The following is a 12,550-nucleotide window of genomic DNA, read 5'->3' as shown; positions in this document are numbered from 1 at the left end:
ACGGGGATTGCCGGCCTAGAATAGCCACCTCCCCCCGCCCGGCAATCCCCACGCATATGGCCGTCTCCACGTTCGACCTCTACAAGATCGGCATCGGTCCCAGTTCTTCCCACACCGTCGGCCCGATGCGCGCCGCCGCGCGCTTCGTCAGCCACTGGCTGCTGGAGAACGACGTGCTGGCCCGCACCACCCGGATCCGCGCCGAGGTATTCGGCTCGCTGGCGCTGACCGGCCGCGGCCACGGCACCGACAAGGCCGTGCTGATGGGACTGGAAGGCCACTGGCCCAACGAGATCGACCCCGACATCATCCCGCCGGCGCTGGAGCGCATCCGCGCCAGCAAGCGCCTGCGCCTGGGCGGGCAGCACGAGATCGCCTTCGACGAGAAGCGCGACCTGGTGATGAACAAGCGCCAGAAGCTGCCCTTCCACACCAACGGGATGCGCTTCACCGCCTTCGATGCCGATGGCGTCGAGCTGGCCACCCGCGACTACTACTCGGTCGGCGGCGGCTTCGTGGTCAACCAGGACGAAGCCGCGGAGGACCGCATCGTCGCCGACACCACGCCGCTGCCGCACCCGTTCAACAGCGGCGCCGAGCTGCTGGCCGAATGCGAGCGCAGCGGCCTGAGCATCGCCCAGCTGATGTTCGAGAACGAGAAGGCCTGGCGCAGCGAGGAGCAGATCCGCGACGGCCTGCGCGAGCTGTGGCAGGCGATGCAGGGCTGCGTGGCGCGCGGCATGCGCGCCGGCGGCACCCTGCCCGGGGGGCTGCACGTAGTCCGGCGCGCGCCGGCCCTGCACGCGGAGCTGGCGGCGCGGCCGGAAGCGGCGATGCGCGACCCGCTGACCGTGCTCGACTGGGTCAACCTGTACGCGCTGGCGGTGAACGAGGAGAACGCCGCCGGCGGCCGCGTGGTCACCGCGCCCACCAACGGCGCGGCCGGCATCCTGCCGTCTGTGCTGCACTACTACGAGCGCTTCTGCGCCAGCGAAAAGGACGCGGCTGCGCGCGAGCAGGGCATCTTCACCTTCCTGCTGACCGCCGCCGCGGTGGGCATCCTGTACAAGGAAAACGCCTCGATCAGCGGCGCCGAAGTCGGCTGCCAGGGCGAGGTGGGCGTGGCCTGCTCGATGGCCGCGGCCGGCCTGACCGCCGCGCTGGGCGGCACCCCGGGCCAGATCGAGAACGCCGCCGAGATCGGCATGGAGCACAACCTGGGTCTGACCTGCGACCCGATCGGCGGACTGGTGCAGATCCCCTGCATCGAGCGCAACGCGATGGGCTCGGTGAAGGCGATCAATGCCAGCCGCATGGCCCTGCGCGGCGACGGCCAGCACAAGGTGTCGCTGGACAAGGTCATCCGGACCATGCGCGACACCGGCCGCGACATGCAGGACAAGTACAAGGAAACCAGCCGCGGCGGGCTGGCGGTCAACGTCATCGAGTGCTGAAAACCGGGACGGGGGTCAAGACTTCACCCTGCGGGCCGCTACCGGATTCAAGGTAATCTCGCCCGCACGGGATCCATGGGGAAATCTCGATCGCCTGTCCATCCGCCAAAGGTCATGCCTCCGCACTCCGCCGGGCCTGCACGGGCCTGCTGCGGCAGGCCCTGCTGTTGCTGACGCTGGTGGCCCCGCTGGTGGCGGCCGCGCTGGACACCGACAAGCCGTTCGACGATTACGTCGTAGACAGCTGGGATGTGAAGCAGGGGCTGCCGCAGATCAGCGTGCTGGCGGTGACCCAGGACGCCGACGGCTATCTGTGGTTCGGCACCCAGGCCGGGCTGGCCCGCTTCGACGGGGTACGCTTCCAGCGCTACAACCCACGCGACACCCTCGGCGTGAACAGCAACATCCAGGCGCTGCTGGCCGACAACCGGCGCAGGCTGTGGATCGGCACCGCTCTGGGCCTGCTGGTGATGGAGGACGGCCGTTTCCGGCGGGTGCTGCCGGCCGATGCCAGCGGCGCGCCGACGCAGGCCTTCCCGGTGCCGGCGCTGGCGATGGATGGCGGTCGCGTGCTGGTGGCCGGCGCCGACGGCGTCTACACCCCTGAAGGAGGCCGCCTGCGCCGCCTGCATGCGCTGCCCGAAGCAGCGCTGAGCCTGTTGCCCCGCGCCGATGGCCTGTGGGCGGGTGGTGCCGGCCGGGTCTACCGGATCCGTCCCGGCGCAACCGACGCCTTCCCGCTGCCCGCGGCCCAGGGCAGTGCGGTCACCGCCCTGGCCTGGCACCACGGCAGCCTGTGGGCTGCCACCAACCGCGGCCTGTTCCGCCAGCAGCGCGGCGGCTGGCTGCGCGTGGGCGACGGCAGCACGCCCACCATCGAAGCAATGGCCGGTGACCGCGACGGCAACCTGTGGATCGCGACTTCCCAGACCCTGGAGCGGCTGCGCGACGGCAGGCCCGTCGAGCGCATCCAGGGGAGGCCCGGGAGCATCGCCATCCGCTCGATCTACGAGGATCGCGACGGCAACCTGTGGCTGGGCAGCCAGACCGAGGGCGTGACGCGGGTCTGGAACGGCTACACCCGCCGCATCGACCAGTCCCAGGGACTAGCAACCCCGTTGCTGTGGGCGATTTCCGGCGCGCCCGACGGCAGCGTCTGGCTGGGCACCGCCGATGGCGTGGAGGTCTGGCGGGGCGGCCGCATCCAGCAGGCCATCCCCGGCGCACGCCTGCCGCACCCGGAGGCCTACAGCCTGCTGGCCGAAACCGACCAGGTCTGGATCGGCACCCGCGCGGGTGCTGCAGTCCTGCGCGCTGGCCGGGTGGAGGAACCCGCGGTGCTGGCGCCACTGCGCAACCTGCAGATCAACGGCATCCTGCGCGACCGCGGCGGACGACTCTGGTTCGCCAGCAGCAACGGGCTGTTCGCGCTCGGCCACGACCAACGCCTGGTCCGCTACGGACGATCCGAAGGCCTCGACGACGCCCGTATCCGGATCGTCCACGAGACCCGCGACGGCCGCCTGCTGGTCGGCTCCACCCGCGGCCTGTACGAGTGGCGCGACGGCCGCATCGTCGCGCTGGGGCAGCAGACCGGGCTGGACGCGGATATCGCCGTGACCGCCCTGCTGGAGCTGTCGAACGGTCACTGGGTGGCAGGCAGCAGCAACGGCGACAGCCTCCACGTGTTCGACGGCAAGGAATGGCACGCCTTCGGCGGCGCCCGCGGCCTGCCGATCAACATTCCCTTCCATCTTGCCGAGGATGCCGGCAGCCTGTGGGTGGCGGGGATGCAGGGCGTTTACCGGCTGCGGCTGGACCAGCTGGAGCGAGCGCTGCATTCGCCCGCCCTGCAGCTGGATCCGCGGCTGGTGATCAATTCCGGCTTCGACCGCCCCGGCGGCCAGCAGGACAAGTGCTGCAACGGCTCCGGCAACAGCCGCGGCCTGCTGCGCGATGGCGAGCTGTGGCTGCCCACCCGTGACGGCGCGCTGCTGGTGCGCCTGGCCGCCGCCGGAACCGGCACGCCGCGCAAGGTGCGCATCGAAAGCGTGGCCACCCAGGGGCATGCCTATGTTCCGCGCGGGGGCGTGCTGCGCTTGCCGATGGACGCGCGCGACCTGCGCTTCGATTTCACCGTACCAGCGTTCCAGCCTGCCCACCTGCCGCGGCTGAGATACCGGCTTGCCGGCTTCGACAGGCGCTGGCGCGAACTGGAAAATCCGTCGCTGCGTTCGGCCAGCTACGTCAACCTGCCGCCAGGCCAATACCGTTTCGAAGTGGCCGATTTCAGCCGCGCCGACCCGCTGGCCAGCCGTGCGTCCCTGGACGTGACGGTGCCGCCGCACCTGCATGAAACCCTGGCCTTCCGCGTACTGGCAGGGCTGCTCGCGCTGGCGCTGCTGTGGCTGGCCTATCTCGGCCTGCGCCACCGCTACGCACGCCAGCGGATGGTGCTGGAGCAACTGGTGCAGGAACGCACCCGCGACCTGCAGGCCGCCAATGCGAGGCTGAAGGAAATCAGTTTCACCGACCCGCTCACCGGGCTGCACAACCGCCGCTACCTGACCCAGCAGATCCCCATCGACCTGTCGTTCTACAAGCGCGACAGCGGCTACCGCGAGGGTCGCGACGCGCTGGTGATCGCGCTGCTCGACGTCGACCACTTCAAGGTCATCAACGACACCTGGGGCCATGCCGCCGGCGACCGCGTCCTGGAACAGCTGGGCCAGCTGCTGGAGGAACTCAAGCGCAGCGGCGACTACGTGGCGCGCTGGGGCGGCGAGGAGTTCCTGGTGGTGCTGCGGCCGCTGCCGCGCGGCAGCATGGCCAACATCGGCGAGCGCCTGCGCTCGCGCATCGCCGCGCACCGCTTCGACCTCGGCAACGGCGCCGGACACCAGCTGACGGTCTCGATCGGGCTGGTCGAATGCCCGCTGTTCCGCGACCACCCGGACCTGCTGGGTTGGGAACAGCTGGTCACCCTGGCCGATCGCGCCATGTACGCGGTCAAGAACTCCGGGCGCAATGGCTGGATGGCCTATCGCCCGCGGCCCGATGCCAGGCTGCCGGAAGACCCGTCGGCCTACCGCGACAATGCGCGGCAGCTGCTCGCCAGCGGCCTGCTGGAACTGTTCGGCGCGCCCGGCGCGGCATCCGCCCCCCGCGCGACCGCGGCGGACGCCCCGCCGCCTTCCAGCTGTCCTCCAGCGATGGGATGACACCATGCGGAACGTCCTCGCGACGGCGCTGCGCGGCATCCTGCTGACCGCCCTGTACTCCGCCGGGGCGGTGGTCGCGGTGCTGTACCTGCGCACGCCCGCCGACGTCACCCTGTTCTGGCCGGCCGCGGGTATCGGCTACGCGCTGGTGTTGCGACATGGCCTGCGCTACGCGCTGGCGATCCCCGCAGCCCAGCTGCTGGTCCATCTGCTGGTGGTGCCGGTGCCGCCGGCCTTCCTGCCGTTCTCGCTGGCCAGCAACTATCTCGGCACGTTGGCGGGCTGCGCCTACGTGGGGAGCCGCCAGCCGCGCCTGCGCCTGCGGATCAGCGACGGCTTCCTGGCGTTGCGTGGCGGCATCCTGCTGGCGGTGGTCAGCGCCCTGACCGGCGCCATCGGCATGCTGTTCTCGCGGATGGCGCCGCTGGCCGAGCTGCCCCGTGTTTTCCTGCAATGGTCGCTGGGCGATCTGCTGGGAGTCACCGCCATCGCCCCGTTCCTGCTGCTGTGCTGCGCCAGGAACCTGCCGGCCACGCCGCCCTCGACCCCGGGGACAAGCCGGCGCGAACGCGTCGCCTGGGTCGCGCTGATGGGATTGACGCTGGCCGGCGGCTTTGCGATCGCCCGCAGCGGCAGCCTGTACACGCTGTCGATCGCGACCCTGCCGCTGGCCCTGCTGCTGTGGTCGGCGGCGCGCTACCCGCCGCTGTTCACCGCGGGCGCCACCATGCTGGTCACCCTGCTGCTGGCGCTGGTACTGGGCCTGGGCGTGGGCGGCATCGACCGCCCGGAACTGCTGAGCGACACCGCGCTGATGATGGGCACGCTGGTGGTCAACTCGGTGGCACCGCTGCTGCTGCTGGCCTCCTACAGCGAACGGGCCGAAACCATGGAGGCGCTTCGCATCCGCGCCACCACCGACCCGTTGACCGGCCTGCTCAACCGTGACGCCTTCGAGGAACTGGCGCGCGTGCGACTGTCGCGATCGAACGACGCGCAGACCCTTCTGTATGTGGATCTGGACAACTTCAAGCTGGTCAACGACGCCGCCAGCCACGCCGCAGGCGACGAGGCGCTGCGCCACGTGGCCGGGCTGGTGCGGGCGGCCTTCGACGACGACGCGCTGGTCGCCCACAGCAGCGGCGACGAATTCACCATCCTGGTACCGCAGGACGCGGCCACCGCGACTGCCGCGGGCCGCCGCCTGCTGGACGCGATCGAGGACCTGCGGGTGGTATGGCAGGGCGGCACCCTGCGCGCCACCGCCAGCATCGGCATCGCCGCCAGCCTGCCGCCGCATGCCAGCTTCGACGAACTGCTGTCGCAGGTGGACACCGCCTGCCACGAAGCCAAGGAGCTGGGCGGCAACCGGTTGCTGGTCGCCGGCCAGAACGTCGAAAGCCTGCGCTCCCGCAGCCGGATGATGCGCCATGCGCTGGATGCGCGCGAGGCGCTGGACCACCGCCGCTTCGAACTCTGGTGCCAGCCGATCGTGAACCTGCGCGCACCCGGCGCGGTGCAGACGCACTTCGAGGTGCTGCTGCGCTGGCGCGACGGCGAGGGGCGGCTGCGCGCGCCGGCCGACATGATCGCCGCGGCCGAGCGTTACCGGCTGGGGCCGCGGCTGGACCGCCACGTGCTGGATACGGTACTGGACTGGCTGGATGCGCACCGCGCGGCGGCCGCGCAGATCGGCCAGTGCAACATCAACCTGGGTGCCGCCACGCTTGCCGACGACGAGTTCGCCGACTACGCCGCCGAACGGCTGCGGCACAGCCCGCTGCGGCCGGGCCAGCTGTGCCTGGAAATCACCGAAACCAGCGTGGTCCGCGACCTCACCCGCACCCGCCGGTTCATCGCCCGCCTGCGCGAGCTGGGCTGCCAGTTCGCGCTGGACGACTTCGGCACCGGCTTCTGCTCGTTCGGCTACCTGCGCGACCTGCAGGTGGACTACCTCAAGATCGACGGCGGCTTCGTCCGCGACCTGGCGCAGTCGCGGCTGTCGGAAGCGGTGGTGCGCTCGATCACCGAGATCGCCCATCTGCTGGACATGCGCGCGGTGGGCGAACAGGTCGAAACCGAAGAGCAGTTGCAGCGGCTGCAGGCGCTGCAAGTGGACTATGCCCAGGGTTACGTGTTCCAGCGGCCGGTGCCGATCGCCGACTTCTTCGGCCTGCCCAGCGGCTGAGCCGTGCTGGCCTGGATCGCCAGCGCATCGTCCAGCAGCGCCGCCGCCGTCACCGCCGCGCCGGCGCCGGGCCCCTGGATCAGCAGCGGCTGCTCGCGGTAGCGGTCGGACCAGATCGCCACCCGGTTGTCGGTGCCGCCGCCGCCCGCCAGCGGGTGCTCGGCAGGCAGGGCTTCCAGACCCACCGTGGCGCGCCCGTCGGCATCCAGACGGGCGACGAAGCGCAGCCTGGCGCCGTCCTTGTAGGCGCGGGCGTAGTGTTGGCGCAGCGGCGCATCCAGCGCCGGCAGCGCGGCATCCAATGCCTCGCGCGGCAGCGCCGCCAGCGCCGGCGGCACCAGCGACTGCACCCGCACCGCCTCGGCCTCCAGCGCGAAGCCCGACGCGCGCGCCAGGATCAGCAGCTTGCGCCGCACATCCTCGCCGGACAGGTCTTCGCGCGGGTCCGGCTCGGTAAATCCGGCCTCCCGGGCCTGGCGCACGAAACCGGAGAATGGCTGCATCCCGTCATAGTGGTTGAACAACCAGGCCAGCGAGCCCGACAGCACCCCGGCGAGGGCGTGGATGCGGTCGCCGCCGGCCTGCAGCGCGCGCAGCGAACGCAGCAGCGGCAGCCCCGCGCCCACGGTGGCGCTGTCGCCGTAGCAGGTGCCGCCGGCCCGCCGCGCCGCCTGGATGGCCTGCCAGCGCGCCAGCGTGGTGCCCTGCCCCAGCTTGCAGGCGGTCACCACGTGGATGCCGCGGGCCAGCCAGTGGGCGTGCTGCGCCGCCACCGCTTCCGAGGCGGTCGCATCGATGACGATGCGGGTGCCGCCGCCGGCCAGCGCGTCTTCCACCGCCTCCAGCGAACTGGGCTGCGGCGCGTGCTGCAGCGGCAGCTCGCCGGCATCGCTGGGGATGCCGGCGGGATTGCCCAGCGCGTAGCGCGAATTGGCCGCGTGCACCAGCGACAGCCGCTGCCCCAGCGCGCTGCCCTGCCAACCTGCCAGCCGCGCCCACACCGCGCTGCCAACGGTCCCGGTGCCGAGCAGGGCCAGCCGGGCCGCCCCCCCCTGCGGCGGACGCAGCGCTGCGACCTGCGCACTCACCGCGCGACCTGGCGTTTGTCTGCGCCCGCGGCCTGCGCGCGCGCCAGCGCGTCGGACAGGTCGGCCAGCAGGTCGTCGATGTGTTCGATGCCCACCGACAGCCGCAGCAGCCCGTCGGAAATCCCGGCCGCGGCGCGTGCTTCCGCGTTCATCGCCGCATGGGTCATGGTGGCCGGGTGCGCCACCAGGCTCTCCACCCCGCCCAAGGACTCGGCCAAAGTGAAGTAACGCAGGCCGTCGACGAACGCACGCACGGCCGCCTCGCCGCCGGCCAGATCCACGCTGAGCATCGCGCCGAAGCCGTGCTGCTGTCGCGCCGCCAGCGCATGGCCCGGGTGGCTGGGCAGGCCGGGGTAATGCACCGTGCGCACCGCCGGATGGCCATCCAGCAACGCCACCAGCGCCTGCGTGTTTTCCTGGTGCACGCGCAGGCGCGCATCCAGGGTGCGCAGGCCGCGCAGGGTCAGAAAGCTGTCGAACGGCGAGCCGGTCAGGCCCAGCGCGTTCGCCCACCACGCCAGCTGCGCGTGCACGTCGGCATCCTTCGCCACCGCTGCGCCGCCGACCACGTCGCTGTGGCCGTTGATGTACTTGGTGGTGGAATGCACCACCACGTCGGCGCCGAAATCGGCGATCGGCCGCTGCAGCGCTGGCGACAGGAAGGTGTTGTCGGCCACCGCCAGCGCACCGGCGGCGTGCGCGGCATCGATCACCAGGCGCAGGTCGGTGATCCGCAGCAGCGGATTCGATGGGGTTTCGATCCACACCAGCCGTGGCCCTCGCGCCAGCGCCGCGGCCACCGCCTGCGGGTCGGTGAGGTTGCAGGTGAGCAGTTCGAACGCGCCCTTCTTCGCCAGCGCGTTGAACAGCCGCCAGCTGCCGCCATAGCAATCGTGCGGCACCACCAGCACGTCGCCCGGCTGCAGCAGCGCGTTCAGCACCAGCGTGATCGCGCCCATCCCGGTGGCGGTGACGACGCCGCCGGCGCCGCCCTCCAGTTCGGCCAGCGCCTCGCCCAGCAGGTCGCGGGTGGGATTGCCGCTGCGGGTGTAGTCGTAGGTGCGCTTTTCGTTGAAACCGGCGAAGCTGAAGTTCGACGACAGCACCAGCGGCGGGGTCACCGCCCCGAAAGCGGTGTCGCGGTCGATGCCGGCGCGCACCGCGCGGGTGGTTGCGCGGCTGTCGGCGGCGGGAATGCCAGTGCTCATGCGGAAACTCCGGTAGATGCGTGAAGGGGAATGCGGGTGGCGGGGCCGAACAGTTCGCTGGCCAGCAGCGCGTCGATGCGGTCGGTTTCCTTGAGGAAGGCGTCGTGGCCGTAGGGCGAGCGCAGCACGCGCAGGCGGCCGCGCCCGCCGAGTCCTTCGATGAGTTCGACCGCATCGGCCATCGGCACCAGCCGGTCGCCCTCGACCGCGATCACCGACACCGGCACGCCCACCTGGGCGGGATCGATGCGGTGCAGGTCGATGGATTCGGACAGCCGCAGCCAGGCGGTGGGCGAGACGCGCGCGACGAACTTCGCGCCGGCCGCGTCCAGGTAATCCTCGGCCGCCACCCGCACCTGGCCGTTGCAGATCTCCGGCAGCGCATCGAAACGCTCGGCGAATTCCTCCGGCGTGCGGTAGCTCAGCATCGCGAACTGGCGGGCCAGCGACAGCCCCTGCTGGTCGGCGCACTGCAGCCGCCCCAGCGCCACCGCCTTGCGCTGCAGCGCGCGCCACGCCGCCGCGTACGGATGCGGGCGATGCACGCCGCTCACCGCCACCAGCTTGCGCAGCCGCGCCGGGTGCCGCACCGCCAGCTGCAGCCCGACCAGCGCGCCATAGGAATAGCCGACGTAGCCGGCCAGCGCCTCGATGCCCAGCGCGTCCAGCAGCAGCGCCACCGCATCGGCCTGGTCGGCGGTGTCGATGGGCGCGTCCAGGCTGCCGTCGGCGCCGACGTAGTCGAAGGCAAGGATGCGCAGCCGCGACGGATCCAGCGCGCGGCCCGCACCCAGCAGGCCCTCGGCCCAGCCCGGCGCGGCGTCCAGCGCATTGGCGGCGACGTGGCGATGCGCGGAAATGCCGCCGGCCACGAACACCACCGGCGCGCCCGCGGGCCCGACCAGCTCGTAGTCGAGGCGCAGCCGGCGGGTGCCGGCATGGCGGCTGGCCAGCACCGCATCGAGGCTGCCGCGGCGGGCATCGGCGGCGTCCGCCGGAACCGCGCGCGTCGGCTCCGCCGCCCGGGGAAGGGGTTGGCAGGACGGGGCGAGACGGTTGGCAAGCTTCACGGCGGACTCCGGCGATGGATGGCCCATCGGAGTCGCGCGGGGATGCGGGAAGGCCGAACGCGTCGGCGTCGCGAACCGCAGCGGGCGGCTTCGCAACCATCTTCCGGCAGACGCTCAGGTCCCCGCAGGATTTGGCACCTCGCCGGCGCGCCACTGCGCGCCGTCAGGTTGCCCCGGCATCAAAGGGCCTGTCCCTCCGCCGGTCTCGATGGATGCGGCCAGTCTGGACATGCCGCGCCGTTATGTCAATCGCTTCATTCGGATGAAGCGATTTTAATAACCAATCATCATGAGCAGGCACCGCGCGCCCGGTTCCCGCGCAGCGGCGCCGCGGCTGGACGGGGACAGGCCCGCGACCGCCCGGCATACTCCGGGGATGCGCCCATTCCCGCTCCTGCTGCTGGCCGGCCTGTGCAGCGTCGCCGGTGCCACCGCGCCGGCGGACGATGCGGCGGCCGTGGCCCGGCTGCGCATCGAGCCCGGCGACGATGGCTACCTGGCCTGGGCGGACAATCTGCTGGCCGGACCGATCGAGGTCCGGCTGGACGTGGCCGGCGCTGCGCCCTTCGCCAGCCAGCCGCTGTTGCCCGCGCGCGCAGGCGTACCCGCGGCCGGCAGCACGCTGGTGGCCAGGCTGCAGGCCCCGGCGGGGCGCGAAGGTTGGCTGCGCCTGCGGCTGCGCGGCGTTCCCGGCAGTTCCAACGCGCGCCCGCGCGACGTGGCCTATGGCCTACCGCTGGCGGTGGCGCAGGCCTGCATCGACCAGGGTTTCGAAGGCGAATTCAGCCACCGCGACGCGGAGAACCGCCATGCGCTGGATTTCGCGGTGCCGGAAGGCACGCCGGTACTGGCCGCGCGTGGCGGCGTGGTGATGCAGATCCAGGACAGGTTCCGCGGCCACGGCCTGGACCGGGCCCGCGATGCGGGGCGCGCCAACTACATCCGCATCCTGCATGACGACGGCAGCATGGCGCTGTACGCGCACCTGGCCGAAGGCGGCGTGCTGGTCGACATCGGCCAACGGGTGGAAACCGGGCAGCGCATCGGGCTGTCCGGCAACACCGGCTACAGCACCGCGCCGCACCTGCACTTCGCGGTGCAGGTCAACCGCGGCATGCAGCTGGAAACGATCCCCTTCCGGATGCCGTCGGCACAGCCTGGCCCGGGCGCGGTGGCGTCCGGAACGGCTCAGGCCACTGCTTCGTCGAGGGGCGACGGCTCGACCAGTTCGCGCCACTGCGGCAGCTTGTCCAGCATGCCGACCGAGCGCAGGTAGGTTTCGTCCGGCTCAAGGCCGGCCACCAGGGCGCTGGCCACGTGCACCGCGCCGGTGACCCAGAAGCCGCCGGAGCGCATCTGCCCCGGCCGGCGCTGGTAGGCCACCGCCTCCACGATCGGCATCGGCAGGCCCCACAGGCCGAGCAGGTAGGCGCCCGCCTCCGCGAAGTGCGGCTTGGGCTCGCCGAACTCATTGGTTTCCTCTTCCTCGCCCGCGGCCACGCCCGGCAGCAGCCGGCCCACTTCGGCCAGCAGGCTGGCGGTGGCCGCCAGCTCGGCGCTGGGCCCGGGCAGCAGCCGCCGCGCCAGGTTGGAGGCGCGCAGCGCGCGATCCTGCACTTCCTCGCGCTGCCTGGTGCCGCCGAAGCCGCCACCGCCGAAGGCTTCGATGGTCAGCACCAGCCGCAGCAGCGCCTGGTGCCCCAGCCGCAGCACCGCCGAGCGCATGTCGCTGATCTCGCGGCCACCGGAGAAATAGGCGGAGTTGCACAGCCGCAGCACCTTGGCGGCAATCGCCGGATCCTGCGACAGCGCCTGCGCGATGGCCTGGTTGCTGGCCTCGGGATCGCGCAGCAGGCGGGTCAGCTGCAGGTAAAGCCGCGGCGGCGGCGGCAGCGAGCTGATCCGGCCCAGGGTCTTCTTGAGCGCCTCGTTGCCCAGCAGCTCGCGCAGTTCGATGACGCTCTCGACCGCCGCCACCAGCTCGCCCGGATCCAGCGGCCGGCCAAGCACCCGATGCGCGCATTCCAGGCCCTGCGCGATGTCCACGCTGTCCTCGTCAGGCGACTGGTCCAGCAGCAGGATGCGGACTGCCTGCGGGTACAGCGCGGCCACCCGCGCCAGCAGCTCCGGCCCACTCATCTCGCCGAGGCTCAGGCCGCAAACGAACACGTCGAACGCGGGCATGCCCGCCTCCACCTGCACGCCTTCCGGCAGCCAGGCGATATCCCAGTCCAGCCCGAAATCGGCCAGCAGGCCTTCGAACTCGGCGGCGCGCGCCGCATCCTCACCGACAATGACTATGTGCACAGCGACACCTTTTC

At 71.7% G+C, this 12,550-nt stretch carries 8 protein-coding genes and 1 riboswitch; of the genes, 4 read left to right on the top strand and 4 right to left on the bottom strand.

Features of this window, described 5'->3' with window-relative positions; genetic code table 11:
• The first annotated feature begins 56 nt into the window (after positions 1–56).
• From SPK54_RS04470 to SPK54_RS04460, 3 genes are all read left to right on the top strand, one after another.
• The gene (locus SPK54_RS04470) at positions 57–1,454 is read left to right on the top strand and encodes an L-serine ammonia-lyase (RefSeq protein WP_330946728.1); all 1,398 of its coding nucleotides are present in this window, start codon (positions 57–59) and stop codon (positions 1,452–1,454) included.
• A gap of 167 nt (positions 1,455–1,621) precedes the next feature.
• Positions 1,622–4,675 carry a diguanylate cyclase gene (locus tag SPK54_RS04465; protein WP_330946727.1) on the top strand — a complete coding sequence of 1,018 codons (3,054 nt, stop codon included), beginning with the start codon at positions 1,622–1,624 and terminating at the stop codon, positions 4,673–4,675.
• A 4-nt stretch (positions 4,676–4,679) separates the two neighbouring features.
• The gene (locus SPK54_RS04460) at positions 4,680–6,863 is read left to right on the top strand and encodes an EAL domain-containing protein (RefSeq protein WP_330946726.1); all 2,184 of its coding nucleotides are present in this window, start codon (positions 4,680–4,682) and stop codon (positions 6,861–6,863) included.
• On the opposite strand, the gene SPK54_RS04455 is transcribed toward SPK54_RS04460, so the two are convergent.
• The 3 genes from SPK54_RS04455 to SPK54_RS04445 are packed head-to-tail and all read right to left on the bottom strand — an operon-like array spanning position 6,806 to position 10,256.
• Positions 6,806–7,951: a homoserine dehydrogenase gene (locus SPK54_RS04455; protein ID WP_330946725.1), complete on the bottom strand. Its 1,146-nt coding sequence runs from the start codon at positions 7,949–7,951 to the stop codon at positions 6,806–6,808. The two genes, SPK54_RS04460 and SPK54_RS04455, sit on opposite strands and share 58 nt — an antisense overlap.
• Positions 7,948–9,159: an O-succinylhomoserine (thiol)-lyase gene (locus SPK54_RS04450; protein WP_330946724.1), complete on the bottom strand. Its 1,212-nt coding sequence runs from the start codon at positions 9,157–9,159 to the stop codon at positions 7,948–7,950. Before SPK54_RS04450 ends, SPK54_RS04455 begins: the two co-directional genes overlap by 4 nt.
• On the bottom strand, positions 9,156–10,256 hold the full coding sequence (locus tag SPK54_RS04445; protein ID WP_330946723.1) for a homoserine O-succinyltransferase: 1,101 nt from the start codon (positions 10,254–10,256) through the stop codon (positions 9,156–9,158). Before SPK54_RS04445 ends, SPK54_RS04450 begins: the two co-directional genes overlap by 4 nt.
• A gap of 66 nt (positions 10,257–10,322) precedes the next feature.
• A riboswitch (SAM riboswitch) is annotated at positions 10,323–10,444 on the bottom strand.
• A 161-nt stretch (positions 10,445–10,605) separates the two neighbouring features.
• On the opposite strand from SPK54_RS04445, the gene SPK54_RS04440 reads away from it, so the two are divergent.
• Positions 10,606–11,505, top strand: a complete 900-nt coding sequence (locus tag SPK54_RS04440) for a M23 family metallopeptidase (protein ID WP_330946722.1) — start codon at positions 10,606–10,608, stop codon at positions 11,503–11,505.
• Here SPK54_RS04440 and SPK54_RS04435 read toward each other — a convergent pair.
• Positions 11,418–12,536: an HDOD domain-containing protein gene (locus SPK54_RS04435; protein ID WP_330946721.1), complete on the bottom strand. Its 1,119-nt coding sequence runs from the start codon at positions 12,534–12,536 to the stop codon at positions 11,418–11,420. The two genes, SPK54_RS04440 and SPK54_RS04435, sit on opposite strands and share 88 nt — an antisense overlap.
• Positions 12,537–12,550 lie beyond the last annotated feature (14 nt).

Origin of the sequence: Thermomonas sp. LB-4 (genome assembly GCF_036409385.1) — a bacterium.
Lineage (GTDB): Bacteria > Pseudomonadota > Gammaproteobacteria > Xanthomonadales > Xanthomonadaceae > Thermomonas.
This window is presented reverse-complemented; position numbering and strand designations above follow the sequence as displayed.